Raw genomic sequence first — 26,471 nt, 5'->3', positions numbered from 1 at the left:
CATATAAAAATCCGCCTCGGGTACGAGGCGGATTTTTGGTTTCAAGCTAAAATTATTTTGACGTCTCGAATTGTTCTGTTTCAGTAGAACCTGCAAGTGCTGTAGTGGATGATGTACCACCAGAAACGACCTGTGCCACTTCATCAAAATAACCTGTTCCCACTTCACGCTGATGACGTGTTGCTGTGTAGCCATCGGATTCACTGGCGAATTCCGCTTGTTGAAGTTCTGAGTATGCAGCCATGCCGCGGTCTTTATAACCAAGGGCAAGATTGAACATGCTATGATTCAATGAGTGGAATCCTGCAAGGGTAACAAATTGGAATCTATAACCCAATTTACCTAATTCAACTTGATAGCTCGCAATTTCTTCATCACTTAATTTCGCTTTCCAGTTAAATGATGGCGAACAATTATAAGCAAGGAGTTTACCCGGGAACTCTGCATGGATCGCTTCGGCAAAGCGGCGAGCATCCGCTAGATTAGGTTCAGAAGTCTCACACCAGATAAGATCGGCATACGGTGCATAAGCAAGGCCTCTTGCAATCGCTTGGTCAAGACCTGCTTTGGTACGGTAGAATCCTTCTGGAGTCCTTTCGCCAGTGATGAATGGTGCATCGACCGGATCGATATCATCGGTGATCAAATCTGCAGCATCAGCATCCGTCCGGGCAATTAAGATAGTCGGTGTACCCATTACGTCTGCTGCCAATCGGGCGGAAACTAAATTACGTACTGCCGTTTGGGTTGGCAGAAGAACTTTACCGCCTAGGTGGCCACATTTTTTCTCGGAAGAAAGCTGATCTTCAAAGTGAACGCCTGCCGCTCCAGCTTCGATCATGCCTTTCATTAATTCGAAGACATTAAGGGAACCGCCAAAGCCGGCTTCAGCATCCGCTACGATAGGAGCGAACCAATCGATATCACTTTTTCCTTCAGCAAAGCTGATTTGATCTGCGCGCTGAAGTGTCTGATTAATGCGTTTAACCACTTGCGGCACGGAATTGGCTGGATATAAACTTTGGTCGGGGTACATTTGCCCTGCAATGTTAGCATCGGCAGCCACTTGCCAGCCGCTTAGGTAAATTGCTTTTAAACCAGCTTTCACCTGCTGCATTGCTTGGTTACCAGTCAATGCTCCCAATGCGTTGATGAAATCCTCTGTATTTAATAGATTCCATAGTTTTTCAGAACCACGGCGTGCCAAGGTCTGTTCAATATCGATAGAACCTCTTAATTTAATAACTTCTTCCGCCGTATATGGACGTTTAATCCCAGTCCACCGTGAGTCATTTTCCCAGCTTTGTTTTAATTGTTGCGCTCTTTCATTCATCATTATATTTTCCTCCTAATTTATATTTAATATTTTAAATATTATGATAATTGTTCGTATGCCGGATTGGTTAAGAAATCTGCAAAGTCATCCGCTTCTATCAATTCTTCGAATAGTTTAGTAGACTCTTCAAACTTTCCTGATTTGAAAGTTTCTTCCCCCACTTCCGATTTAATGACAGCTAATTCTTCTTCCTTGATTTGATGGAATAATTCTTCGGTTATTTTCCTGCCATCTTCGAGAATGCCTTTAGGATGACGGATCCATTGCCAGACTTGAGCTCTTGAAATTTCAGCGGTTGCTGCATCTTCCATTAAGTTATTAATGGGTGCTGCCCCTCTGCCACTTAACCAGGAGGCAATATATTGGATGCCTACGTTAATGTTAGTCCTTAATCCTGCCTCTGTAATCGTTCCTTCGGGTACAGCCAGCAACTCTTGGGCTGTTACATGGACATCTTCCCGTTTGCGGAAAATTTGATTCGGTTTTGGAACAAGCAGGTCAAAAACTTCTTTTGCCGTTCTTACCATACCTGGGTGGGCAACCCATGTTCCATCATGACCGTCTCTTGCTTCGCGTTCTTTATCTGCCCGGACTTTCGCAAAAGCCTCATCGTTCTTAATCGGGTCATTTTTAACTGGAATTTGCGCTGCCATCCCGCCGATTGCCGGAGCATTACGGGTGTGGCATGTTTTGATTGCCAATAAGGAATAAGCTCTCATGTTCGGGACGGTCATCGTGACCTGTAACCGGTCAGGGAAGATCACATCATCCGAGTGACGGAATTTTTTCAGGAAACTGAAGATATAATCCCAGCGGCCACAGTTCAGGCCTGCCGAATGTTCTTTCAGCTCGTACAGAATTTCGTCCATTTCGAATGCGGCAAGAATCGTTTCTATCAAGACCGTTGCCTTGATGGTTCCTTGCGGAATTCTCAAATCGTTTTGTGCATACACGAATATTTCATTCCATAATCTTGCTTCCAGATGACTTTCCATTTTTGGTAAGTAGAAGTATGGACCGCTTTGTTGTTCGACCAATGCTTTTGCGTTGTGATAAAAGTACAGTCCAAAGTCAAAAATGCTGGCTGATATAGGCTGTCCATCTAACATGATATGTTTTTCCTCTAAATGCCAGCCGCGTGGCCTTACCTTTAGAACAGCCGTCTTTTCATTTAATTCATACACTTTACCATTTGGATTTTTAAATGAAATGGTACCACGGATGGCATCGCGCAAATTCAGTTGACCATCAATGCAGTTCTCCCAAGTTGGTGAGTTGGCGTCTTCAAAGTCAGCCATGAATACATTGGCACCCGAGTTCATGGCATTAATGATCATCTTACGGTCAACTGGTCCAGTGATTTCAACCCTGCGGTCCTGCAAGTCATTCGGAAGGGGCGCAATCGTCCAATCACTTTCACGAATATGCTTCGTTTCCTCAAGGAAATCAGGCAGCTTACCTTTATTCAGCTCTTCCTGAACGATTTTACGCCGTTCTAGAAGTTCTCTCCTTCTTTCACCGAAATGCCGTTCAATTCTTTCGATGAATTGAAGAGCTTCCGTTGTAAGTATTTGTTCATATCCAGGCTTAATGTTGCCTGTAATTTGTAAGCCTTTTGCTCCCGTAATCATGTTGCCTCTCCACACCCTTTCCAAATATCCTATGTTATAATACAGTTGTTTTATTTCCTGTTTGTATTATATAACACGTTGTATAAATTTGTCACCAGTTTTTTCTAAAAAATCTCAAAAAAAGAATTATTTAATGGAAAAGCCTAATTTATCAATGTTTTCACGGGATAAAAAATTCAAAAATTCTGTTATTATACACTGTTTCAACCTCTTGAAATCATCTTTTAATGGTGAAACAGTTAAAATCCAAATACATTAAATTGCCCAATGTCTTGTCCCATTTCAATTAAATGCAAAAAAAACATCCAATGATTACCCTTGGATGCTTTTGATGAATTCTTTTTTTATCCAAACCAAAAAGGCTGCCTAAAAGCTTGAGCCCTTAGACAGCCTTGTATTATTTATGCCGAATGATGGTAACTTTCCCTTTATTCATCCTGTTCATGATAAACCGGATAACTATCGGTTTGAGGAGATTCCGGGTTGGCGGAAGCACAAGGATCAATCCCATGATATCCGAGATGAGCCCAGGGGACAGCAACAGTGCAGCTCCGATAAAGATACAGATTCCATCAATGATTTCATTTCCAGGCATCATTCCATAACGAATCTGTTCCTGTGCCTTTTTCCATGTTTCCATCCCTTGCCGTTTAGCCAAATAAGCTCCGATTAAACCTGTGGCTACAATCAGGAACAGCGTTGGCCAAAAACCAATCATATTGCCTGACAGCAATAGGACAATGATTTCAACGACCGGCATCGCAATGATAAACAATAAAAAATATTTCATCTACATTCCTCCTGCACAGCCCATTTCTGGTGCGGTACATCCATCTTACCTCATTGGCACGGAATCAGCCAAAATTTCGTTTTACAAAACGTTGGCATGTCCATCATAAATGACTCCACGACCTGCATCGACTGTTATTCTTTGCCCATCCGTGAAAATTTTTGTTGCGTCCTCTGCACCCACGATGACCGGAATGCCCAATGTGACTCCTACGACAGCGGCATGGCTTGTCAAACCGCCTTCTTCCGTAATCAATGCCGCACACTTTTCAATCGCTGGCATCATATCGCGGTCCGAACCGATTGTAACCAATACAGAGCCTGCCGTCACTTTTTCCAAAGCTTCCTTGGCATTCTTGGCAACAACCACTTCACCTTTCGAAGACTTCCTGCCGATTCCTTGAGCCTTCAAAAGAACTTCTCCCAACACATGAATTTTCATCAAGTTAGTCGTACCTGTTTCACCTACAGGCACACCGGCTGTTATGACGACCAAATCCCCATGGGACACTAAGCCGGAATGCAAGCTTTCATCTATTGCGGTTTGAAGCATTTCATCGGTAGTCGTCGCTTTAGGACCAATCTGCGGATAGACTCCCCAAGCCAATGCAAGCCGTCTTGAAACATGATCATTGGATGTAACGGCAATGATCGGTGCTTTAGGGCGGTATTTAGAAATCATTCGTGCCGTATGGCCACTTTCTGTAGGGGTGATGATTGCTCCGGCATTAAGATTAAGCGCGGTGTGGGCAACGGATTGACCAATTGCATCCGTGACATTATGACGGTTCACTTTGCTTCTGACTGATAATATATCCCGATAATCAAGCGCAGTTTCAGCACGTGAAGCAATATTATGCATCGTTTGCACAGCTTCGACAGGATAGGTACCAGCAGCTGTTTCACCAGAAAGCATGATGGCATCCGTTCCATCAAATATGGCATTGGCGACATCACTTGCTTCTGCACGGGTTGGCCTTGGGTTACGCTGCATCGAATCGAGCATTTGTGTAGCCGTTATGACAGGTTTCCCGGCATTATTACATTTTTTGATCATTTGTTTTTGGACTAATGGCACTTCTTCAGCAGGAATTTCCACTCCCAAGTCGCCACGGGCTACCATCAAACCATCAGAAACTTCCAAGATTTCATCAAGCCGGTCTACGCCCTCTTGATTTTCGATTTTAGGGATGATTTGAATATGTTCCGCTCCATTTTGCTGCAATAATTCACGCACTTCAAGCACATCGGAAGCCCTACGTACAAATGAGGCAGCAATGAAGTCGATACCCTGTTCGATCCCAAAAAGGATATCTTGTTCATCTTTCTCAGTTATGCCTGGCAGGTTAACCGAAACACCTGGAACATTCACGCCTTTTTTGTTCTTAAGTGTACCGCTATTCAATATTTTGGTACGGATTTCTTTTCTTACCTCATCAATCTTCAACACTTCAAGACCGATCAATCCATCATCCAAAAGGATTTTAGATCCCGGGTGGACATCATGCAGAAGCCCTTCATAGGTAATGGAGAATTTTTCAGGGGTTCCCAGGACTTCATTCATGGAAATAATGACTTCATTGCCTGCCATCAGCTCAATGGAATCATTTTCCATATTATTTGTCCGTATTTCAGGTCCTTTTGTATCCAACAGGATAGCGACCTGTTTACCCGCTTTTTCACTTGCTTCCCTGATATTGCGGATTCTAGCGGCATGTTCTTCATGATTTCCATGAGAAAAGTTAAGCCGGGCCACGTTCATCCCCGCTTCTATTAATTGAACCAGTTTTTCTATGCTTTCACTTGCAGGGCCAATCGTACAAACAATCTTGGTTTTACGCATAGTGTCATCCTCCTCTAAGGAAAACTCGCCGCCTGTCCACCTTTTGAAGACAGGGGCGTAGTGTTTTAGTCTCATCTTTCAAATACTAAATTTCATCCAGAGCAGTTCCTATCATTGATCAATACTGATTAAATGGATAGCTCTGAGGATAAATCATACATTTTTTGGTCGATTGTATGAGGTTTGGCAAGAGCTTCGATGATATCATAATCAACCAGTCGATTTTGTTCTATCCCAACAGCCCTGCCCCCTTTGCCTTCAAGAAGCAATTCAACAGCTTTTGCTCCAAGTCGGCTTGCCAATACCCGGTCATTTGCAGAAGGAGATCCTCCGCGCTGAACATGGCCCAGGACCGTTACACGGGTTTCAAATCCTGCCTTCGCCTCAATTTTCCTGGAAATATCAACGGCACTTCCAACACCTTCAGCTACAATGATGATACTATGCTTTTTCCCACGGTCATGTCCGCGATTCAGCTTCCCAATCAGTTCTTCTATATCGTATTCATATTCGGGACAAAGAATCGTTTCAGCTCCGCCAGCCAATCCAGCCCAAAGCGCGATATCGCCGGCATCTCTTCCCATCACTTCAACCACATAAGTCCTTTCATGGGAAGTTGCCGTATCCCGAATTTTATCGATAGCATCGATGACCGTATTCAGTGCCGTATCGAAACCAATCGTAAAGTCCGTACCCGGTATGTCATTATCAATCGTTCCAGGAACGCCGATACAAGGGAAGCCCCTTTCCGTTAAAGCTTTCGCTCCGCGGTAAGAACCATCGCCACCTATTATGACAATGCCCTCGATACCAAGTTTATTCAATTGTTCAATCGCTTTCAGCTGGCCTTCCTCCGTCTTGAATTCCGGACAGCGAGCCGTATGTAACATTGTGCCGCCTCGATGAATGATATCGCCGACCGACCCAAGTTCAAGCTTCTTTATATTGCCATTTATCAAACCCTGATAGCCATGATAAATTCCGAAGACCTCCATTTCATGAAAAATCGCTTTCCGAACAACAGCTCGGACTGCCGCATTCATGCCTGGAGAATCTCCTCCACTTGTCAATACACCAATTCTTTTCATAAATGTCACCTCTCTACAGCACTAATCAATTATAAGCTTCATTATATCATTGTACCCTTTTTCAAGCTTCAATAAGCAATAACTGTTTCACTTATACTCACTTGATGTTATAAGCCTAACCGATTCTCTTCAGAAATTGAAGTAAAACGGCGTAAAAGTTTACATTCTTCACACAAACCATATTCTTCACTCGTTCTGTAATGAATACTCTTGCTTCAATGAAAGGATGAAAAAACGTGTTGCCCCAGGCAGCACGTTTTTCCTTTTGCTAAATGTGTTTATGAATGCTGTTCCACTTCTTCCTTAGGTTCGCCCTCAGGTTGTTTTGCAAATTCATATTCACCGATTTTCTTGAATTTCATGTAACGCTGGTTGATGAGGTCATCACTATTCAATGGCAGAAGTTCATTGAATGAACGTTTAAGGATTTCCTTGATGGCTTCTGCCTGTACATTTGCATCACGGTGGGCGCCGCCTCTCACTTCTGGAATGATCTCATCGATGACTCCTAAGCGATTTAAGTCGGGAGCCGTGATTTTCATTGTTTCTGCAGCCCTCTTGGCCTGAGAAGCATCCTTCCACAGCAAGGCTGCAGCCCCTTCAGGGGAAATGACCGAATATGTTGAATTCTCAAGCATGAAAATTCGGTCTCCAACGCCAAGTGCCAATGCACCGCCGCTTCCGCCTTCACCGATGACGATACTGATGACCGGCACCTTCAACCCTGCCATTTCGAAAAGGTTTTTCGCAATGGCTTCACTTTGCCCGCGCTCTTCAGCAGCTTTACCCGGGAAAGCTCCCTTTGTATCAATGAAACAAATGATAGGCCGATTGAATTTTTCCGCCTGTTTCATCAGACGCAAAGCTTTTCGATAGCCTTCCGGATGGGGCATGCCAAAGTTGCGACGGATGTTTTCCTTCGTATCCTTACCTCGTTGATGACCGATGACAGTCACGGCAAGTCCATCAAACTCTGCGATTCCAGCCACAATTGCTTCATCATCCCCATAATAACGATCACCATGAAACTCCATGAACTCATTGAATAATAGCGGAATGTAATCAAGCGTCGTCGGACGGGCTGGATGCCGGGCAATCTGAACGCGATCCCACGGTTTTAAATGGTTATAAATATCCACTTCCAGCTTCTCTAAACGCTTTTCCAACGTTTCGATTTCAACTGTAAGGTCTACGTCGGCATCCTTCGAAATTGCCTTAAGTTCTTTAATCTTATTTCTCAGGTCCGTAACGGGACGCTCGAACTCTAATTCGTAAATCATGACCATTCACCACCCGGGGCATGGATTTTAAGGATTGTCGTCAAGGTTTCTTTCATTTCCGTACGGTTGACGACTGCATCCAATTGGCCGTGCTTCATCAAGAATTCAGCCGTTTGGAAATCTTCAGGAAGTTCTTCATGAATCGTCTGTTCAATGATTCTTCGTCCCGCAAAACCAATAAGGGCTCCAGGTTCGGCTAGATTAATATCACCAAGTGACGCGAAACTTGCCGAAACCCCACCTGTGGTAGGATGAGTCATCATTGATATGATCAGTCCGCCTTCATTGCTGAACATCTTAAGTGCTGCACTTGTCTTTGCCATCTGCATCAAGCTTAAAACACCCTCCTGCATCCGAGCGCCGCCTGAAGCCGTAAAAATGATAAACGGAATCTTCAATTCGCCTGCACGTTCAATGGCACGGGTGATTTTTTCCCCAACAACGGATCCCATGCTTCCCATCCGGAAATTCGAATCCATGATGGCTGTTGAAACTTGGTACCCATTGATGCTTCCTACTCCTGTAACAACTGCCTCATTAATCTTGGCTTTCTTTTTATCTTTTTCCAATTTATCCAAGTAATCCGGAAATTCAAGTGGGTTAACTGAAATCATTTCTTTATCAAATTCATTAAAGCTGCCGGCGTCGAATAAACATTCGATACGCTCATGGGAAGACATCGGATGATGGAACCCACAATGCAGACAGACTTTCTTGTTTTTCACTAATTCTTTTGTATACATGATTTTTTTACAGCCGGAGCATTTTGTCATGATTCCTTCTGGTACATCTTGTTTCTCCCGATCAAAAGGAACTGTTGCATATTTCTTCTTAGACTTCGCAAATAGCTCTTTAAGCAAGCTTAATCCTCCCTTTACCACCAATTATCTATTTTATGATACTTGGTACAAACTATATCAGAAATAAAATTAGTATCGTGTAAAAAGGTGTCATTCGTCCTTCGACATATTTCTAATTCTAATAAGATACGTTTCGATGGCTTTTTCTTCATCCCGTTCGAGCAAATATGTAAGAAGTGCCAGATAGTCTTCTTTTTTCACATTACCCTGTTCCATCTCTGATGTTCTAGCATAGCTGTTGACAATACGCCAAATTCTTTCCAGCAATCGATTACGATTCAATATGGCAATTCTTAAGAAGAAATCATCATCATGAAATTCATCCTCATTGACCCAGCCCATTAAACATTTGATGTCCTCAGCCTTAGCGAAGAAGGCGACGATCCGCAAACAGTCAATTTCAATCAGCCTTTTCGTTTCAGCCAAATCTTCTTGAACCTTTTTATCTTGCAAAAAAAAGGTTCCCAGAAGCTCGACTAGCTTATGCTCCTGGAAATCCCTGATAAACGTCCCTTCACCACGCCTTGTTTCTATTAATCCTAATAGCTCTAAGGCACGCAATGCTTCACGGACAGAGGAACGACCAACATTAAAACGATCCGATAACTCCCGTTCTGATGGGATTTTATCTCCCGGCAAGAGGCTGTCCGCTTCAATCATGCTGCGCAGGCTCTCAACGACATCGAGATAAATTTTGGATGAAGAAGTACGACCTGCCAAATTAATTATTCCTCACTTTTTCCAATGATCGCTAATTTCCTGGTTTTTTCTTTAATTTCCTCGGGATCCACATTAATTCTAGCCACTCCCGTTTCCATCGCTGCCTTGGCAACAGCCGCCGCAACGGCAGGCGCTACCCTCTCATCAAATGGAGCAGGGATAACGTAGTCTTCATTTAACTCATGTTCCTGTATTAAACTGGCAATGGCTTGTACTGCAGCAACCTTCATTTTTTCATTGATATGAGTCGCACGTACATCTAACGCTCCACGGAAAATCCCTGGGAAAGCAAGGACGTTATTGACCTGATTCGGGAAATCCGAACGACCTGTTCCAACAACCTTGGCACCCGCTGCTTTCGCATCTACCGGCATGATTTCCGGATCTGGATTAGCCATCGCAAAAATGATTGCATCCCGATTCATCGAAGAAACCATTTCTTTGGTCAATGCACCTGCAGCAGAAACACCTATAAATACATCAGCGTCTTGAATGACAGTTTCCAAAGGTCCTGAAATCTTATTTCGATTGGTCACTTTCGCCACTTGTTCTTTTATATCATTCATACCTGTCGAACGGCCCTCATAAATGGCACCCTTCGTATCACACATGATTATGTCACGAACTCCATAGCTATAAAGCAATTTAATGATGGCAATGCCCGCAGCGCCTGCCCCATTCGCTACCACTTTAATTTCTGACATTGATTTATTCACAAGTCGTAATGCATTTACAAGACCGGCAACAGTCACAATGGCTGTACCATGCTGATCATCATGAAAAACAGGGATATTCATTTCTTTCTTAAGACGTTCTTCAATTTCAAAACAATTTGGTGCGGCAATGTCCTCTAAGTTCACTCCACCGAAAGTCGGTTCGAGTAATTTAACGGTCTCTACAATTTTGTCCACATCCGTCGTTTTTAAACAGATAGGGAAAGCGTCCACTCCAGCGAAGCTTTTAAATAAAACGGCTTTTCCTTCCATAACCGGCATAGCAGCTTCAGGACCGATGTTTCCAAGTCCCAACACAGCCGTTCCATCAGAAATAACTGCAACAGTATTCCCTTTCATTGTATAGTCATAAACGGTTTCCGGCTTATCGTAAATTTCTTTACAAGGTTCTGCGACACCAGGAGAATAAGCCAGGCTTAAATCCACTGCATTCCTTACCGGTACTTTCGAAACTGTTTCTAATTTTCCTTGATTCAAGCGATGCATATGTAATGCTTCTTCTCTTAATGTCATAGTTTCACTCCTAAAACAAATTGGGTAACCCAAATCATATATGCTGAAATCTAGTGGTCAGACCACAGCGGCCTGTTTTCAATATAACATAACTATTAAAGTTGTAAAACAGTTATTCGCTCTTGTAAACCACATTCCCTTTTCCGACCATGTCAAATAGTGCCTGCATCAGACTATCTGTAGGATTGACCCAATCCCAATAAGATAGCTGTACATAGCGGTTTTCCCTCTCGTAAAAAAGCATCACCTTGGTTTCACCGCTATGCTGCATTAAAATTTTTTTTATTTTTTGCAGTGTTTCCTTCGTTTGCTTGCCAGCCTCAATTTTCAGGAATATCGTTCCGTTTTTTTCCTCTTTCATCTGTTTCACTTTTTCAAGCGGGTATACGTTCCTGATCAGAAGCTGTGTTTTTCCATCCCGTTCTTCAAATGTCCCTTGCAGCATAACGAGTTGTCCATTATTCAAGTCGGCAGAGTGGTTTTTATAAACATTTGGAAAAACGACCGCTTCAATGTCTCCCTCTTCATCACTAACGCTCAAAAAAGCCATCACATCGCCCTTTTTTGTCCTTATGGTTTTAACCGACGTAATGTATGCGCCAAGTAAGACTTTCGATTCCTTTTTATTGGTCGCTTCGTCTATGGTCAAACATCCGAAGTACTGAAAAAGTTCCCTGTAGCTGGTCACCGGATGATTCGATAGATAAAGCCCCAAGGCGCTTTTTTCCAATGAGAGTTTGTGCTCGATTGGAATAGGCTCGACCCTGTTGTATTTCGGTTTGAGTGAAAACTCGCCGTCCGAAAACATATCGAATAGATCATCATCTGGATTAACCAATTCCGTATGGCTGATCGCTACGTCCAAACTCGCCAACAATGTTGCCCGGTCTTCACCGAATTCATCAAATGCACCTGAATGCACAAGCGCCTCCAACACTTTTCTATTTACGATTTTTCCTGAAACGCGTAAACAGAAATCGAATAAATCAGCGAACTTCTTTTGCCGTCTCGCAGCAAAGATTTCTTTTAAAACCGTACCGCCTATTCCTTTTATGGCCCCAAGGCTAAAACGGATCCCTTCCTTTTCTGGTAAAAACGGGTATCCGCTCCGGTTAATCGAGGGTGTCAAAACCGTTATCCCTTTCTTTTTTGCCTCACGGATATATTGGGAAATCTTTTCATCATTCCCGACGACCGACGTCATGAGTGCTGCCATGAAATATTCCGGATGGTGGGTTTTCAAGTAACCCAGCTGATAAGCGATGATACTATACGCCACCGCATGGCTTCGGTTGAATCCATAGTTAGCGAAGCGGACGATCAAGGAATAAATCTCATCTGCCGTTCTTTCGGAATACCCTTGTTTCAACGAGCCGCTCACAAAATGCTGCCGCTCTTGATCCAGCACATCCTTCTTCTTCTTCGAAACGGCACGGCGGAGCAGATCAGCTTCGCCAAGTGAAAATCCGGCTAGGCGGGAAGCAATTTGCATGATTTGTTCTTGATAAACGATGACTCCGTATGTAGGCTCAAGAATATCCTTCAAATCCTGGTGCAGGTAATCGATGGGGGCCAGTCCATGTTTCCGCTCGATGAACAGCGGTATATTTTCCATCGGACCTGGACGATATAGGGCATTGACCGCAACGATATCCTCGAATCGGTTCGGTTTCAGCTTGATCAAAACCTTTCGGATGCCATCTGATTCAAATTGAAACACGCCAGTTGTTTCACCTCTACCTAAAAGGGCTAACGTCTCGGGGTCATCCATTGGGATATGGGACAGGTCCAGCTTTTTCCCGGTTCCTTTATGGATATTCTTTAAGATATTATCGATGAGCGTCAAATTACGGAGTCCAAGAAAATCCATTTTAAGCAGTCCCAGTTCTTCGAGGAGGTCCATTGGGTATTGAGTCAGATGGATACCGTCATGCCCTCCCTGAATCGGGATATGCTCGGTGAGTGCCTGATCGCTGATGACGACGCCTGCCGCATGTGTCGAAGCATGTCGGGGCAGCCCTTCAAGCAATAACGCCGTTTGAAAAAGTTTTTGATTAAGGTCACTCTCATTAACGAACTCCCTCAGCCTTTTCGATTCCTTGTATGCCTCAGGAAGCGTGATGCCCAGACGGCCTGGAATCATTTTTGATACCGCTTCCTGTTCCTTTGAATTCAAGCCGAAAACACGTCCTGTGTCCCTTAAGGCAGCTTTGGCAGCTAATGTTCCGAACGTAATGATTTGTGCTACATGAAGTTCCCCGTATTTCTTCGCGACATAGGCAATCACTTCTTCACGGCGGTTATCCGGAAAATCAATGTCGATATCCGGCATCGAGACACGTTCAGGATTCAGGAAACGCTCGAACAGCAAGGAATGTTCGATTGGATCGACATCCGTTATCGACAGCACATAAGCGACCATCGATCCGGCGGCCGATCCCCTTCCAGGTCCAGTCAGGATTTGGTGGTCCTTAGCGAATTTCATGAAATCCCAAACGATTAAAAAGTAATCGCTGAATTTCATCTTGGCAATGACATCCAATTCATACCGAAGGCGCTCTTCATATTGAATGGATGGCTCCGGCATTCTTTTCTTCAACCCTTGGAAACAGACGGCTTCGAGCATTTCCTCTGCTGTTATTCCTTCTTCAGTAGGATACTTAGGCAGCAGTGAACGATGAAACGGAATTTCCAGATTGCATTGCGCGGCTAGATGAAGTGTATTTTCGAGTTCATCAGGTCTGTCATGGAATAGTTCAGCCATCTGAGCCCGGCTTTTCAAATAAAATTGATTGGATTCAAGAACCGTATGCGCCTCATCCGCCAGCTTGTCTCCATTTCCTATTGCCAGAAGGACTTCTTGAGCGAGTGCATCGCTTTCGTTCAAATAATAGACCGGATTCGTAGCGACAATCTTTATCTCTAAATCTCTCGCCAACTGGCTAATGGCTTCGTTACGTTTCTCCTCATCCGCAATCGAAAGTCTCTGTATGGATACAAAAAAGTTATCATGACCAAAAATATGCAGGAAACGCCCTGCTGCCAGTTTGGCTTCTTCAGGATTTTCTTCTCTCAAAAGTGTTTCTATTTGCCCCTCCGCACCCGGTGTGATTGCAATCAAGCCACTGGAATAGGCTTTAAGCCAGTTCATTGGAATGCCTGACGGGGATTTCGTTTTTATGGCACTGCTTATTTTAAGCAGGTTTTGATATCCTTGCAGGTTTTTTGCCAATAAAAGAAGGCCATGTGCCGATTCCTGTTCATCAAGGACATCTGCAAGGATGCCGATGATTGGCTTTATTCCCTGTCTCTTGCATTCTTTATAAAAATAGACCGAACCGTACATAACATTTCGATCGGTTAAGGCAAGACTTTCACAGCCATCCTCTTTCGCTTTGGCCACAAGTTCAGTGATTTTAACCGTACTTGTCAGCAAGCTGTATCCGCTCTGAATATGGAGATGAGTATACACGTTTTTTCTCCCACCTTTGTAAGGCATGTTTCTTTTCATTATAGTGTTTATTTCAAAAAAAGAAAATATGTTCTCATTACCAATGCAATTTAACATCCTGATTTCAGCCGACTATCATAATACCTCTGCACTTCCCATATAAATGGAATAGAAGAATATCAAGCAAAAAAGGATGATGATATATGAATGAAGCCTTTGTTCCAGCCTTTCTCAACAGCTTTTTCATATCGCTTGGCGTTTTGCTTGGCGGTTCGATAATCGGGGGCCTCGCCGCTTTTTTTACTGGACAAGCCCCGATGACGACTGTGTTCCGGCTATCGGACAGCCTGCGTATATGGGCGATTGTCGCTGCCATCGGGGGTACCTTTGATATGGTCTATAATTTCGAACGCGGCATTTTCCACGGAGAAACGAAGGATATAGTCAAGCAAGTCCTTTTGATTCTATCTGCACTTGGCGGAGCACAGACAGGAGCACTGATCATAAACTGGTTTACTCAGGAGCATATATCATCATGAGGATTCCCCCCTATCACCGGGCACCCACCTGGCAGCGTTTTTTTGCCGGAGCTGCGCTTGGCGGACTGATCAGCTGGGTGATGTTCTTTTATATGCATGGGGTCCAGCAAGAGAAGCAGATCAGGACCATTCACGAACAAAGAGAAGAGATCAAGGATTTAAACGGGGAAATCGCAATTTGGGAGCAGGATTATAAAAAATTGAACCAGCAAAACGAAGAGATCTTAACGATTCAAGAAGTCGAAGTGACGATAACGAATGGAAAAACATACAGTCTCGATCAGTTGAGTATTGCTGAAGCGGAGGATGTGATAGAGGACGACCTTTCCTCTCTTCTCGCCAAAGATGTCGTCAGTGTATATAACGGAAAGATGCTATTGATAAAATCCATCGAAAATAAAAAACTGATCATCAATAAAAAGCGTTATGATCTTGAAGTCGTGGAAATCATGTTTTATACGAAAATGAACATAGAAATAAAAGTAAAGAGAAATTCGTGATAAAACGATTTCTGACAATCCTTAATTTCGCAAAGATAAAAGACCAAATCACTTTGATTTGGTCTTCAAGTCATTTTAACAAAAATCGTATACCATACTCTAATTCGCTTTATTCAACTCTTCCAAATCGGCAAGGATATTATCCACTTCATCCCAAGAAAAGATCGAAGCCCCTGCTGCAAGCGGATGGCCACCGCCGTTATATTTACGGGCAATCGTATTGATGATTGGCCCTTTAGAACGGAAACGGACTCGGATTTCTTTATCCTCTTCAATGAAAAAGACCCAAGACTTAACATTTTTAATTGAACCGAGCGAGGAAACGAGCTGAGATGCCTCAGATGTCGAAGCATTGAACTTTTCAAGAATATCTTTGGTGATGATCATTTTCCCCGTGCCGTATGGTAGGATTTCAAAATGCTGCAGCACATAGCCATTCAACCGGACAATGCTTTCATTGACGTCATACATCTCCTGATATAACTGCGGGCGGGAGAACGAATAGTGAATCAATTCACTGACATAGGCAAATGTCTTTTCAGTCGTACTTTGGAATAGGAAACGACCTGTATCGCCAACGATGCCTGCATATAGAAGACGTGCCGCTTCATCACTCATCTTCAAGCCTTGTTCTTTACCGAACTGGTAAAAGTCATAAATCATTTCACTTGCGGAACTTGCTGATGTATCGACCCAGCGCATATCCCCATATGGATCTTCATTAGGATGATGGTCAATCTTAATCAGTTTATCCCCCGTCTTATAACGCGCATCACAAATCCGGTCCGTATTTGCCGTATCACAAACGATGACCAATGCACCTTGATATGTTTCATCCGAAATCACATCGAGCCTTCTTAAATAATTCAATGACGGTTCTTCTTTCCCAACCGTAAAAATGCGCTTTTCAGGGAAAGATGCCTTCAGGATTTCCGCCAATCCACCCTGTGAACCATAAGCATCCGGATCTGGACGGACATGACGATGGAGAATGATAGTATCATAACGCTTTATATCTGCTAAAATTTCAGCTTTCATATTGATCTCCCCTCAACATATGTATTATCGAGCCTAATAAAGATGATATATTTCATTTAATCAAAAAATTGCGGAAATAGGAAGAGTCATCTTGTTTACTGTGGCATTCTCTTTCATTTCCCGCTACAATAAAAAGGTACATATGTTAAATTGGGGGAATTTTAAACAATGCCTATTCTTGTCACCTTGATCGTTCTATCATTAGGGGTCTATCTGTTTTATAAAATTAAAATGGTCCGAACCAAAATGCCAATGGAGAAAAAGTGGATTTCAGGGAAGTCTTCCATTGCCCTTGGAGCGTTTGTCGCACTATTCGGAATCAATCAGCTTTTTCTATTCCACACGACCACCACTTATATCATTTCTGCCGTTTTCATCTCCGTTGGTCTATTCAGCATTTGGGGAGGCTATAAAATGTATAGATTTTACCTGCCGCATGCAATTGAAGAAGCCGCAAATCAAAAAGGATAATCGAATTTCGATTATCCTTTTTGATTTTTTTCATGATCTATCAAGCAATTGGCAAGTTAACATCGCCTTGCCGACTAGTTTGCCTTGGTTAAACACTTCGACATCCACTTTTCCGAATTTACGTCCTACATCAAGGACACGCGGATGGATTTCAAGCGTACTGTCAATCTGGACTGGCTTGATGAAATAAATCGTCATATTTTCCACGACCAAGTCACCGCGCTTATAGCTTCGGAGTGCCCTGTTCGCTGAGTCCGTAACCAATGTTGTGAACACACCGCTTGAAATGGTTCCAAGGTAATTGGTCATCTGCGGAGTGACGCCATAGTTATACACTTCCTCGCCCTTGCCACGATTCGAAGTCATCACAAGCTGACTCGTGATCGTATCGTCGATCGTTTCTCCGACCTGAGGCTGCCTTTGACTCATTTGCAGGGCCTTCAACACATCCTGCCTGCTCACGATTCCCTTCAGGATATGACTGTCATTCACGACCGGAATCAACTCAATGCCTTCCCAAACCATCATATGTGCAGAAGATGCAACACTCATTTTATCCCCTACGGTCATCGGGTTTTTCGTCATCACCTTATCAATGAGCGTCAACTCTTCCTGACCCATGATATCTTTTGATGTGACCATTCCTTGAACCTTCATATTGTCATCGACAACAGGGAAACGGCTATGTCCGGATTCCTGGTTCAGTTCATGCCAAGTCTGGACCCGGTCACCCACTGTTAAAAAGGTCGTTTCCTGTACGGGTGTCAAAATATCCTCCACGAGCAAGATCTCCTTTTTGATCAATTGGTCATAGATCGCCCGATTGATCATCGTTGCGACGGTAAAGGTATCGTAACTCGTTGAAATGACTGGCATCTCCAATTCATCGGCTAACCTTTTAACGGGCTCTTCCGTATCGAATCCCCCGGTAATCAGCACCGCTGCACCCGCTTTTAACGCGTGCTCATGGGCCTGGGTACGGTTCCCGACGATCAGCAGATTGCCTGCACCCGTATATCTCATCATGGCATCCAGCTTCATCGCCCCGATGACGAATTTATTTAATGTCTTATGAAGTCCCGTTTTCCCACCAAGAACTTGTCCGTCGACGATATTAACTACCTCTGCGAAAGTGAGCTTTTCAATATTCTCTTTTTTCTTTTTCTCAATACGAATCGTGCCTACCCGCTCAATCGAGCTTACGTAGCCCTGGTTCTCCGCCTCTTTAATTGCCCGATATGCCGTACCTTCACTAACATTCAATGCTTTCGCAATTTGACGGACGGAAATCTTCTCGCCAACAGGGAGCCCATCGATATGTTTTAATATTTGTTCATGCTTTGTAGCCAAGCGCTTCACCCTTTTCACGGTATTCCTATTCCCCATTATAAGGTCAAAGAGCCTAGTTTATCAAACAACTACTAGTATTGGCGCAACCTTTTGTATTCCGGCAGGCGATTTACCTTTTGTTTTTTCGGGGAATATAGTATCCCCGTCAAGTTGCCAGCCACCGCCAACAAGGCAAACAACAGCCAGGACCCAGCAAACAGACTCTCCAGACCGCCACTTTCCAACGACAAGCGCGGCACGGCATAATACAGCATCACACCGCATAAAAGCAAACACAGTAATAACCTCTGTTTCATCCAATCCCCCCTTTTTTCTCATCTATTCATTTTATGCCTGTGAAAGGAAAAAAGACTTGACTACTTATACTTAACGAGACTTAACTTTCCGATGCCTCATTAAGTAATTAGATAAGTAAAAGGCAATAATACAGGGGAATCCGTCATATCGGCCGACTATCCGGCTGAGGCTTCCATCACATAAATAACGGGAGCCCCTGTAGGCTCCCGCTCTTATTAAAATTCTATTTCATCCCCGGCTTCCATGATCAGTCCATTTCCCTCTTCAAGCAGGTCGATGAATTTGTTAGGATCCTGTTTGATGACAGGGAAAGTATTGTAATGAATCGGCACGACTTGTTTGGCTTGAAGGAATTTCGCTGCAAGTGCGGCATCTTCCGGACCCATGGTGTAATTGTCGCCGATTGGCAAAAATGCCAAGTCAATCGGATGTCGCTCCCCGATCAGTTTCATATCGGAATATACAGATGTATCCCCCGCATGATAGATCGTTTTCCCTTCTATCGTAAGCAACACGCCAGCAGGCATTCCCAAATACACGATTTGTCCATCCCCGTTAACGAATCCCGTTCCATGGAAAGCAGGCGTCAATTTCACTTTTCCAAATTCAAACTCGAAAGCTCCGCCGATGCTCATCCCGTGAGTCCTAATCCCTTGAGCACCCAGGTAGTCGGCAATCTCTGCTATGCCAATGACAAGTGCATCATGCCTCTTGGCCAATTCAACCGTGTCACCGACGTGGTCATTATGACCATGTGTTAAGATGATCACATCCGGTTTCACATCTTCCACCTTCAAATCGGTCAAAGCGTTTCCAGTAATGAACGGATCGAATAAAATCGTTTTACCCTTCGTTTCGACTTTTACAACTGCATGTCCATGAAAAGATACTTTCATTTTTGATGCTCCCTTCCCTTACTCACTTTTTAAATGGCCTTATCAGGCCTTTCCCATTTACTATACTTATAAATATTGCTAAGGTAATTATATCTTATTAATGGAGGTATCGTCATGAATGAACGTTTGAGAGAACTACAAAATTGGCTACAGGCCAATGAAACGGAAGCCGCTTTACTTACATCTACAGAGAGCATCTTCTATTTGAGCGGTTTTTTTAGTGATCCTCACGAAAGACTGCTAGCACTTGCCATTTTTGCAAATGCCGACCCAATCCTTGTCTGCCCGCAGATGGAAGTTCCGGATGCTAAACAGGCTGGATGGGCTGGAGATATCATCGGTTACACCGACATTGAAAATCCATGGGAAAAAGTTAAGCAAGCAGTGGGGAATCGCGGGTTAAGCATTAATACAATGGCCATTGAAAAAGAGCATATGAATGTAGAACGCTATGAAAAGGTCCAACAATACTTCGGAGCACCAAAGCTCGTTTCCGCAGAAGAAAAACTTCAAAGGATGCGAATGATCAAATCGGAAGATGAAATGGTCAAAATCCGTGAAGCTTGCCGCCTTGCCGACTTTGCGATTGAAGTGGGTGTCAGCGAAATTCATGAAGGTAAAACGGAAATGGAAATCCTTGCAGCGATAGAATTCGAATTGAAAAAGGCCGGAGTCAGCCAAATGTCTTTCTCCACCATGGTCCTGACCGGTAAAAATGGCGCTTCCCCACATGGCACACCTGGGAATACGAAAGTTCAGCGCGGTGACCTTGTCCTTTTTGACCTGGGCGTCGTTCATGAAGGATACTGCTCTGACATCACTAGAACGGTCGCTTACGGAGATATCAATGATAAACAGGCAGAAATATATGAAACTGTACTTAAGGCACAAGAAGCTGCCGTTAGAGCCAGTAAACCTGGTGTATCCTGTTCCGAGATAGACTTGACTGCCAGAAACATCATCAGGGATAAAGGATATGGTGAATTCTTCCCGCACAGGCTCGGCCACGGACTTGGGATCAGCGTCCATGAATACCCATCCTTGACTGAAACGAATTCCCTCGAGCTTCAATCCGGAATGGTTTATACGATCGAACCGGGCATATATGTTCCGAATGTTGCAGGCGTCAGAATTGAAGATGATCTATTGATCACCGATACTGGCTGTGAGATTTTGACCAAATTCCCGAAGAGCCTGCAAATCATAAAGTAATCACGCTTTTACCATTTTATGTAACTAAACCCAGATACCCCCGCCTTCATTTAAGACGGGGGTATTTATTCAATATTCATTTCAACTAATCTGTCCGCAGTTCATACTTCACTGCTTTATCACGGCCGTCAAACCAAATGACCAGCCATTCACTATCTATTCTTATGAGTCCCCTCTCGGCACCAAGAAAATAAACAACATTATCTTTCTCTTTAAAATATTCCGTTTCTGTTGGGGACCCCAAAAGCGTGATCACTTCTTCTTTTGTCATGCCTATCAATTCATGTTCATTCATTAAGTCATCAACCAGATATACTCTTCCTTCATCATCATTTAACCATCTTTCAGTGGTGAACCTTGATTCATTTTCATTTACCCCTAACAAAAAAACACAATAAAATAAAAGAGAAAAGCCAAGGATCGATATGACTATAAATCTAATTTTGATTTTCCTTTTATTATGCTGATCGGTATATTTCCATGAAATCCATTGAAAAATAGTAAAAGAACAAATGGAAGCAGCATTGCTGATATACTCATTAAACTGATCGAAGCATGTACAGCATTGATGTAAAAAATATAAATAAAATAGATCAAAGCATACAAAAGCACGTATAAATATAATGCATAGTTTAATATTCTTGAGACACTCAAATTAAAAAATCCCCTCCCCCATTAAATTTACCATAAATGAACAAATAAGGTAAAAAAGTCGAGAGTTTCGTTCATGCAATGATTGTGGTTATCTTTTCATCATAATAAGGTTAGAATCATTTTTTTCATGTTGCGATTTCCAGATCATTGGCTAAAACATTCGCTAATTTGTTACAATTGAAATCAGATCCATTAGGTAAATCATTGTATAATAGGAATGAAATAGAAGGAGGAGATTCACTTGAATAGTATAGATTATAAAAATATTCTTGTAGCAGTGGACGGCTCGGAAGAAGCAGAGTGGGCCTTAAAAAAGGCAATCTATTTAGCAAAACTCAGTGACGCTACCCTTGTGCTCACACATATCGTGGATACAAGGAATTTCCCCACTGTCGAAGCTTATGATATGACTATCCGTGATCACTCTGAAACCTTTGCCAATGAGCTATTGGACAAGTATAAAACGGAAGCCATTGCATCCGGGATTGCAAAGGTCCAAACAGAAGTTGCATATGGTTCTCCTAAAGTTCAAATTCCAAGGGATTTAGCGAAAAAACATTCTATCGATTTAATTGTTTGCGGTGCAACAGGCCTTAACGCAGTCGAACGTTTCCTTATCGGCAGCGTGTCGGAAGGCATCGTTCGCCATTCAAACTGTGATGTAATGGTCGTGCGTACGAATTGTAAAAAATAATCATAAAAAGCTCGTTCGCCAAATTGGTGAACGAGCTTTTTATGATTATTCACTTACAAGTTTTTCCGCTTTTTCAATCGCGAGCAACACTTGGGCAAAACCTGTACCGCCCGCACTGTTACGGCGTTTAACGGCTTCGTATGGGTTTAATGCATCGTAAATATCATGTTCAAACAACTCGGAAGCTTCCTGGAATTGCTCAATGCTTAGGTCCACTAAATAGCAGCCCTTCTGGACACAGAACAATACAAGTTTCCCGACCACTTCGTGCGCCTTACGGAAAGGCATTCCCTTTGAAGCTAGGTAATCAGCTAATTCCGTCGCATTCGAGAAGTCATTTCTTGTTGCTTTTTCCATGACGTCCGTTTTCACTTTCATTGTCGAAATCATGCCGGCAAATATTTTAAGTGAACCAACAATGGTCTTAACCGTATCAAAAACGCCTTCTTTATCTTCTTGCATATCTTTGTTATAAGCAAGCGGCAGTCCTTTCAAGACAGTCAATAACCCCGTTAAATTACCATAAACCCGTCCTGTTTTACCACGGATCAATTCCGCCATATCAGGGTTTTTCTTTTGCGGCATGATGCTGCTTCCCGTTGAAAACGCATCATCCAATTCAACGAATTGGAATTCCTGGCTTGACCAAAGGATGATTTCTTCGCTGAAACGGGATAAATGCATCATCATCGTCGCACTGTTGCTCATGAATTCAATGGCAAAGTCACGATCACTTACCGCATCAAGGCTGTTTTCGTAAATTCCTTCAAACCCCAATAGCTCGGCACTGAGCGCACGGTCAATCGGGAAAGTCGTCCCAGCTAATGCCCCAGCACCCAATGGAGAAACATTGATCCTTTTGAAACTCTCGGTGAAGCGCTGCTTATCACGCTCAAGCATCCAAAAATAAGCCATTAAATGGTGGGCAAATGAAATGGGCTGTGCACGCTGCAAATGTGTATAACCTGGAATTAGCGTTTCCACATTTTTCTTGGATTGTCCCAAAATCGCTATTTGCAGGTCATTGATGAGTTCCAGAATCACTTTCGTTTGATTCCGCATATACAGATGAAGATCGGTTGCAACTTGGTCATTACGACTTCTTCCTGTATGAAGCTTTCCGCCAACTGGACCGATTTCGCTTATGAGCATACTTTCCAGGTTAAGATGGATATCTTCCATCTCAACCTTAAAAGTCAATTCACCCTTCTCAGCTTTTCCCTGTAAACTTTTCAGACCTGCAATGATCTGATCCGCATCTTCTTCAGGTAAAATGCTGCATTGCTTTAACATGGTTACATGAGCTAAACTCCCTTGAATATCTTCAAGCACAAGTTCCTGGTCAAAGGAAATGGAAGCTCCAAATTCATCTACCCATTCTTCGGCAGATTTCGTGAATCTTCCTCCCCAAAGCTTGCTGCTCACACTGTCACCTTCTTGCTATTGACCATGCTGTTCACTTTCGTTGGAAGTCCCCATAACTTAATGAAACCAACTGCTGCATCATGATCGAATTCGTCAGCTTTTGTATAGGTAGCCAATTTTTCGTCATATAGGGAGTACTCTGATTTTCTTCCTTCAACAATCGCATGACCTTTGAATAGTTTCACACGGACTGTACCCGTTACATTCACTTGTGTTTCTTTCAGGAAAGCAGCCAATGCTTTTTGAAGCGGGGAGAACCAAAGTCCTTCATATATCAATTCAGTCATTTTCTTCTCGATCACCGGTTTGAAGTGAGCCAATTCTTTTACAAGCGTGATATCTTCAAGTTCCTTATGTGCAGCTATCAATGTCATCGCACCGGGTGCTTCATAGACTTCACGTGATTTGATTCCAACTAATCTATTTTCCACGTGGTCGATACGTCCAACTCCGTGTTTACCGGCAATCTGATTCAATTCAACAATCATGTCAGCCAATTTATAGTTTTTGTCATTCAATGTAACCGGCACACCTTGTTCAAAACCAATTTCAATGATATCAGCAGTATCTGGGGTATTTTCAAGGCTTGCAGTCAAATCATACGCTTCTTCCGGTGGAGCTGCCCATGGATCTTCCAGGATTCCACATTCGTTACTTCTTCCCCAAAGGTTTTGGTCAATCGAGAATGGACTTGCCAAGCCGATCGGAACAGGAATGCCATTTTTCGCTGCATATTCAATCTCCTCTTCACGGGACCATTTCCAGTCACGAACAGGTGCAAGAACTTGTAAATTAGGATTCAATGCCGAGATGGATACTTCGAAACGCACTTGGTCATTTCCTTTTCCCGTACAACCGTGCGCAACGGCTACCGCGTTTTCCGCTTCAGCCACTTCCACTAATTTCTTAGCGATCAGCGGACGTGATAAAGCTGATACCAAAGGATATTTCCCTTCATACAAAGTATGTGCTTGAAGAGCCGTCAGCGCGTATTCATCAGCGAATTCGTCCTTCGCATCAATTACATAAGAACTTACCGCACCGACAGTAATCGCTTTTTCTTTAATGAAGTCCAAATCTTTCCCTTCACCGACATCCAAGCAGCATGCCACAACTTCGTACCCTTGATCTTGTAACCATTTAATTGCAACGGAAGTATCCAAACCTCCGGAATATGCTAAAACAACTTTTTGATTTTTCATTTTCATCGTCCTTTCGTATGAATAAAAATTCATCGTTTGTTATTTTTATTCAATCTATGATTAGTACTTTATCATCTTTATTAAAGGAATACAAGGGGTATTTTAAAGATTTCGCTAAAAAATCCGTTAATATTTTAAGGAAATTCACACATTGGATGCTTCCGCAAGAATATAGTAAACTAGGAGTATTAATAATCGAATAATGGAGGGAATATGAAAGAACTATTTACTTATGATGAACGGCTTGGCATCCCCATTCCTGATTTCAACCTGGAGTGGGATGAATATACAAAAGGCGAGCAACAGCAAATACTCGTACATTGGGAGAATATCCGGGGGAGCATCCCCGACCGCATCAAGGAACTGGAATCCACCATTAACCGAAAGCAGTTTCAGCTATCCGATGAGAGTAATTTCACCAAATCATGCCAGCTCAATTCCGAAATTGCCGATCTGGCTTCCATCATCAATGATTTATGGCTTTGGTATCGTGCCAATCAAGCCGTGAGTGAAAAGATGCATAATTAAGGCCTATTCCATGCAAAAAAAGCCACAGTTTTAAACTGTGGCTTTTTTTGCATCCCTCTTATAAATCCTTCCGAAGTTCACCAACGACATGTCCCAATTCCGGGAGAATCAATTTATTCATTGCAAGCCGAACCGCCCCTGATGAGCCTGGGGTGGAAAAAACCGCTTTGTTGTTCACGACTCCGGCATTAGCCCTGGATAGAATGGCGGCCGACCCGATATCCTCTTGATAGCTGAGCATTCGGAAAATCTCGCCAAAACCGGGAATTTCCTTGGTCATCAATTCTTTGACCGCCTCGATCGTTACATCCCTTTTAGCAATGCCAGTGCCTCCATTTGTTAATATGACATCGACCTTACTGCTTTGGCAGCCAGAAGTGACCGCATCTTGAATCGCTTCCCGCTCATCTTTTACTATTTCATATTCCGTCACTTCATGCCCATTCGTTTTCAATAATTCCATCATCAGTGCTCCGCTTTTATCCGTTTCTTCATTACGCGTATCGCTAACGGTTATCACCTTGCAGCGAACTGCCTCGGTGATGGCTTTTTTATGATTCTTGACACTCATTATTCATCAGCCTTCTTCTCCTGTAAATACCTATATTGATAGAATTTCTGGGCAAATTCACTGACACTCCGGGTCATTTGATAATTGGACCCAGCCCCGATGGCCATGCTGATGAACGGTATGCCCCGAAACAGTTTTTTTCGAAAGACAGTAATGGATACGGCTTTCAACAGCTGCTTCAGCGGCTGTTCCATCCAGCTTGGATTCGTGAGTTCCTCGATTCCTAAATAAAAGTAGTCATCTTCTGCGTTCTGGACTTCCCGAATCAATTCTTCCCAGGCTATTCCTTGGAGTCTCTTTGGCATCGCTCCTGCATTGAATACCTTAAGAGCCATCATCATTTCAAAAGGTGTATTCACCTCAACACCATAAGACATCGCAATCAGCTGTACCGTCCTGACATTGATGACCGTCATGGCCGGAATATCACTCCCTAGCAGGAGAAGGCCTCCCGATCCGCTTATCCCACCTTGTGCAAATGAATATAAGCGATGCTTAGCGATATGCTGGTTGGCTATGTAATTCAACTGATCGATCGATAAGAGATTCAAGTCACTCAGCGTTACGATATCTTCATTAAACACACGCGCAGATGCTAAAGTCCGCTCTCTTGCATCTATTTGAACTTGTGAGCTCTGAACCATGGCATGCAAATGAAAAAGCCAGGTATCCAGCTTTTCAAAAAACTGTTGTTGGACGTTTTCCGGAAGCAGGGCAAACCCCTGCTCTAACCATTTATCATACAATGCAGCCAGATCCGTTGGCTCATACTGATAAAGATTTTCCTGCCATTCACTAATTTCATTCCAAATTTCCATTTCCCGATTCGTGAATTCCATGCATCAAGCC

Annotated in this window: 25 protein-coding genes; 6 read left to right on the top strand and 19 right to left on the bottom strand. The window is 43.1% G+C overall.

Annotated features, from left to right (window positions below; translation table 11 throughout):
* Nucleotides 1–52 precede the first annotated feature (52 nt).
* The 10 genes from aceA to dnaE form a co-directional block, all read right to left on the bottom strand.
* Nucleotides 53–1,336: an isocitrate lyase gene (aceA, locus tag QUF94_RS07950; RefSeq protein WP_289315383.1), complete on the bottom strand. Its 1,284-nt coding sequence runs from the start codon at nt 1,334–1,336 to the stop codon at nt 53–55.
* 38 nt (nt 1,337–1,374) lie between these two features.
* Nucleotides 1,375–2,967 carry a malate synthase A gene (gene aceB / locus QUF94_RS07945; RefSeq protein WP_289315382.1) on the bottom strand — a complete coding sequence of 531 codons (1,593 nt, stop codon included), beginning with the start codon at nt 2,965–2,967 and terminating at the stop codon, nt 1,375–1,377.
* A 397-nt stretch (nt 2,968–3,364) separates the two neighbouring features.
* Nucleotides 3,365–3,757, bottom strand: coding sequence for an FxsA family protein (locus tag QUF94_RS07940; protein ID WP_289315381.1), 393 nt, complete (start codon nt 3,755–3,757; stop codon nt 3,365–3,367).
* Between the two features lie 81 nt (nt 3,758–3,838).
* Nucleotides 3,839–5,599: a pyruvate kinase gene (pyk, locus tag QUF94_RS07935; protein WP_289315380.1), complete on the bottom strand. Its 1,761-nt coding sequence runs from the start codon at nt 5,597–5,599 to the stop codon at nt 3,839–3,841.
* 128 nt (nt 5,600–5,727) lie between these two features.
* A complete protein-coding gene (gene pfkA, locus QUF94_RS07930; protein ID WP_289315379.1) occupies nt 5,728–6,687 on the bottom strand; it encodes a 6-phosphofructokinase in 960 nt (319 codons plus the stop codon).
* A gap of 278 nt (nt 6,688–6,965) precedes the next feature.
* Entirely contained in the window at nt 6,966–7,967 is a 1,002-nt protein-coding gene (accA, locus tag QUF94_RS07925; protein WP_289315378.1) for an acetyl-CoA carboxylase carboxyl transferase subunit alpha, read from the bottom strand.
* Nucleotides 7,964–8,827: an acetyl-CoA carboxylase, carboxyltransferase subunit beta gene (gene accD, locus QUF94_RS07920; RefSeq protein ID WP_289315377.1), complete on the bottom strand. Its 864-nt coding sequence runs from the start codon at nt 8,825–8,827 to the stop codon at nt 7,964–7,966. The genes accA and accD overlap by 4 nt, the downstream gene beginning before the upstream one ends.
* Before the next feature lie 90 nt (nt 8,828–8,917).
* Nucleotides 8,918–9,547, bottom strand: a complete 630-nt coding sequence (locus QUF94_RS07915; RefSeq protein ID WP_289315376.1) for a FadR/GntR family transcriptional regulator — start codon at nt 9,545–9,547, stop codon at nt 8,918–8,920.
* Between the two features lie 5 nt (nt 9,548–9,552).
* Nucleotides 9,553–10,794: an NADP-dependent malic enzyme gene (gene ystJ, locus QUF94_RS07910; RefSeq protein WP_289315375.1), complete on the bottom strand. Its 1,242-nt coding sequence runs from the start codon at nt 10,792–10,794 to the stop codon at nt 9,553–9,555.
* 112 nt (nt 10,795–10,906) lie between these two features.
* Nucleotides 10,907–14,266 carry a DNA polymerase III subunit alpha gene (gene dnaE, locus QUF94_RS07905; RefSeq protein WP_353957743.1) on the bottom strand — a complete coding sequence of 1,120 codons (3,360 nt, stop codon included), beginning with the start codon at nt 14,264–14,266 and terminating at the stop codon, nt 10,907–10,909.
* A gap of 182 nt (nt 14,267–14,448) precedes the next feature.
* Here dnaE and ytrH point away from each other — a divergent pair, with 182 nt between their 5' ends.
* Nucleotides 14,449–14,784, top strand: coding sequence for a sporulation membrane protein YtrH (gene ytrH, locus QUF94_RS07900; RefSeq protein ID WP_076364742.1), 336 nt, complete (start codon nt 14,449–14,451; stop codon nt 14,782–14,784).
* Complete coding sequence (gene ytrI, locus QUF94_RS07895) at nt 14,781–15,284, top strand: sporulation membrane protein YtrI (protein ID WP_289315373.1); 504 nt, start codon at nt 14,781–14,783, stop codon at nt 15,282–15,284. Before ytrH ends, ytrI begins: the two co-directional genes overlap by 4 nt.
* A gap of 99 nt (nt 15,285–15,383) precedes the next feature.
* On the opposite strand, the gene QUF94_RS07890 is transcribed toward ytrI, so the two are convergent.
* Nucleotides 15,384–16,322: a DHH family phosphoesterase gene (locus QUF94_RS07890; protein WP_289315372.1), complete on the bottom strand. Its 939-nt coding sequence runs from the start codon at nt 16,320–16,322 to the stop codon at nt 15,384–15,386.
* Between the two features lie 168 nt (nt 16,323–16,490).
* Here QUF94_RS07890 and QUF94_RS07885 point away from each other — a divergent pair, with 168 nt between their 5' ends.
* Nucleotides 16,491–16,793, top strand: a complete 303-nt coding sequence (locus QUF94_RS07885; protein ID WP_289315371.1) for a YtpI family protein — start codon at nt 16,491–16,493, stop codon at nt 16,791–16,793.
* 30 nt (nt 16,794–16,823) lie between these two features.
* Here the strand turns inward: QUF94_RS07885 and QUF94_RS07880 are convergent, their stop codons facing one another.
* The 3 genes from QUF94_RS07880 to QUF94_RS07870 form a co-directional block, all read right to left on the bottom strand.
* Nucleotides 16,824–18,143, bottom strand: a complete 1,320-nt coding sequence (locus QUF94_RS07880) for a DRTGG domain-containing protein (RefSeq protein WP_289315370.1) — start codon at nt 18,141–18,143, stop codon at nt 16,824–16,826.
* 60 nt (nt 18,144–18,203) lie between these two features.
* Nucleotides 18,204–18,461 (bottom strand): hypothetical protein, encoded by a 258-nt coding sequence (locus QUF94_RS07875; protein WP_353957742.1) that lies wholly within the window; start codon nt 18,459–18,461, stop codon nt 18,204–18,206.
* Nucleotides 18,462–18,655: 194 nt separating this feature from the next.
* The gene (locus QUF94_RS07870) at nt 18,656–19,336 is read right to left on the bottom strand and encodes a metal-dependent hydrolase (protein ID WP_289315368.1); all 681 of its coding nucleotides are present in this window, start codon (nt 19,334–19,336) and stop codon (nt 18,656–18,658) included.
* Nucleotides 19,337–19,450: 114 nt separating this feature from the next.
* On the opposite strand from QUF94_RS07870, the gene QUF94_RS07865 reads away from it, so the two are divergent.
* Entirely contained in the window at nt 19,451–20,548 is a 1,098-nt protein-coding gene (locus QUF94_RS07865; RefSeq protein ID WP_289315367.1) for a M24 family metallopeptidase, read from the top strand.
* Nucleotides 20,549–20,633: 85 nt separating this feature from the next.
* Here the strand turns inward: QUF94_RS07865 and bamE are convergent, their stop codons facing one another.
* The gene (bamE, locus tag QUF94_RS07860; RefSeq protein ID WP_289315366.1) at nt 20,634–20,933 is read right to left on the bottom strand and encodes an outer membrane protein assembly factor BamE domain-containing protein; all 300 of its coding nucleotides are present in this window, start codon (nt 20,931–20,933) and stop codon (nt 20,634–20,636) included.
* A gap of 510 nt (nt 20,934–21,443) precedes the next feature.
* Here bamE and QUF94_RS07855 point away from each other — a divergent pair.
* Nucleotides 21,444–21,896, top strand: a complete 453-nt coding sequence (locus QUF94_RS07855; protein WP_370016042.1) for a universal stress protein — start codon at nt 21,444–21,446, stop codon at nt 21,894–21,896.
* A 45-nt stretch (nt 21,897–21,941) separates the two neighbouring features.
* On the opposite strand, the gene argH is transcribed toward QUF94_RS07855, so the two are convergent.
* Both argH and QUF94_RS07845 read right to left on the bottom strand, forming a co-directional pair.
* Entirely contained in the window at nt 21,942–23,321 is a 1,380-nt protein-coding gene (gene argH, locus QUF94_RS07850) for an argininosuccinate lyase (protein WP_289315365.1), read from the bottom strand.
* Nucleotides 23,318–24,523 carry an argininosuccinate synthase gene (locus QUF94_RS07845; RefSeq protein ID WP_289315364.1) on the bottom strand — a complete coding sequence of 402 codons (1,206 nt, stop codon included), beginning with the start codon at nt 24,521–24,523 and terminating at the stop codon, nt 23,318–23,320. The genes argH and QUF94_RS07845 overlap by 4 nt, the downstream gene beginning before the upstream one ends.
* Nucleotides 24,524–24,736: 213 nt before the next feature.
* Here QUF94_RS07845 and QUF94_RS07840 point away from each other — a divergent pair, with 213 nt between their 5' ends.
* Nucleotides 24,737–25,051, top strand: a complete 315-nt coding sequence (locus tag QUF94_RS07840) for a hypothetical protein (RefSeq protein ID WP_289315363.1) — start codon at nt 24,737–24,739, stop codon at nt 25,049–25,051.
* A gap of 58 nt (nt 25,052–25,109) precedes the next feature.
* On the opposite strand, the gene QUF94_RS07835 is transcribed toward QUF94_RS07840, so the two are convergent.
* Together QUF94_RS07835 and QUF94_RS07830 are read right to left on the bottom strand one after the other, a co-directional pair.
* On the bottom strand, nt 25,110–25,622 hold the full coding sequence (locus tag QUF94_RS07835; protein ID WP_289315362.1) for a MogA/MoaB family molybdenum cofactor biosynthesis protein: 513 nt from the start codon (nt 25,620–25,622) through the stop codon (nt 25,110–25,112).
* Nucleotides 25,622–26,461: an EcsC family protein gene (locus tag QUF94_RS07830; RefSeq protein ID WP_289315361.1), complete on the bottom strand. Its 840-nt coding sequence runs from the start codon at nt 26,459–26,461 to the stop codon at nt 25,622–25,624. Before QUF94_RS07830 ends, QUF94_RS07835 begins: the two co-directional genes overlap by 1 nt.
* Between the last annotated feature and the right edge of the window lie 10 nt (nt 26,462–26,471).

Origin of the sequence: Peribacillus sp. NJ4, from assembly GCF_030348345.1 — a bacterium.
Taxonomy (GTDB): Bacteria; Bacillota; Bacilli; order Bacillales; family DSM-1321; genus Peribacillus.
Note: the sequence above shows the minus strand (reverse complement) of the source record. Positions and strands in the feature narration are given on the sequence as shown.

Bases quoted from the DNA above. Each gene is read 5' to 3' on its own strand.
- aceA (WP_289315383.1), bottom strand. From the start codon at position 1,336: ATGATGAATGAAAGAGCGCAACAATTAAAACAAAGCTGGGAAAATGAC.
- ytrI (WP_289315373.1), top strand. From the start codon at position 14,781: ATGAGGATTCCCCCCTATCACCGGGCACCCACCTGGCAGCGTTTTTTT.
- QUF94_RS07835 (WP_289315362.1), bottom strand. From the start codon at position 25,622: ATGAGTGTCAAGAATCATAAAAAAGCCATCACCGAGGCAGTTCGCTGC.
- QUF94_RS07940 (WP_289315381.1), bottom strand. From the start codon at position 3,757: ATGAAATATTTTTTATTGTTTATCATTGCGATGCCGGTCGTTGAAATC.
- QUF94_RS07870 (WP_289315368.1), bottom strand. From the start codon at position 19,336: ATGAAAGTATCTTTTCATGGACATGCAGTTGTAAAAGTCGAAACGAAG.
- pyk (WP_289315380.1), bottom strand. From the start codon at position 5,599: ATGCGTAAAACCAAGATTGTTTGTACGATTGGCCCTGCAAGTGAAAGC.
- ytrH (WP_076364742.1), top strand. From the start codon at position 14,449: ATGAATGAAGCCTTTGTTCCAGCCTTTCTCAACAGCTTTTTCATATCG.
- ystJ (WP_289315375.1), bottom strand. From the start codon at position 10,794: ATGACATTAAGAGAAGAAGCATTACATATGCATCGCTTGAATCAAGGA.
- QUF94_RS07885 (WP_289315371.1), top strand. From the start codon at position 16,491: ATGCCTATTCTTGTCACCTTGATCGTTCTATCATTAGGGGTCTATCTG.
- pfkA (WP_289315379.1), bottom strand. From the start codon at position 6,687: ATGAAAAGAATTGGTGTATTGACAAGTGGAGGAGATTCTCCAGGCATG.
- QUF94_RS07830 (WP_289315361.1), bottom strand. From the start codon at position 26,461: ATGGAATTCACGAATCGGGAAATGGAAATTTGGAATGAAATTAGTGAA.
- QUF94_RS07875 (WP_353957742.1), bottom strand. From the start codon at position 18,461: ATGAGAAAAAAGGGGGGATTGGATGAAACAGAGGTTATTACTGTGTTT.
- QUF94_RS07865 (WP_289315367.1), top strand. From the start codon at position 19,451: ATGAATGAACGTTTGAGAGAACTACAAAATTGGCTACAGGCCAATGAA.
- aceB (WP_289315382.1), bottom strand. From the start codon at position 2,967: ATGATTACGGGAGCAAAAGGCTTACAAATTACAGGCAACATTAAGCCT.
- QUF94_RS07840 (WP_289315363.1), top strand. From the start codon at position 24,737: ATGAAAGAACTATTTACTTATGATGAACGGCTTGGCATCCCCATTCCT.
- accA (WP_289315378.1), bottom strand. From the start codon at position 7,967: ATGATTTACGAATTAGAGTTCGAGCGTCCCGTTACGGACCTGAGAAAT.
- QUF94_RS07890 (WP_289315372.1), bottom strand. From the start codon at position 16,322: ATGAAAGCTGAAATTTTAGCAGATATAAAGCGTTATGATACTATCATT.
- QUF94_RS07845 (WP_289315364.1), bottom strand. From the start codon at position 24,523: ATGAAAAATCAAAAAGTTGTTTTAGCATATTCCGGAGGTTTGGATACT.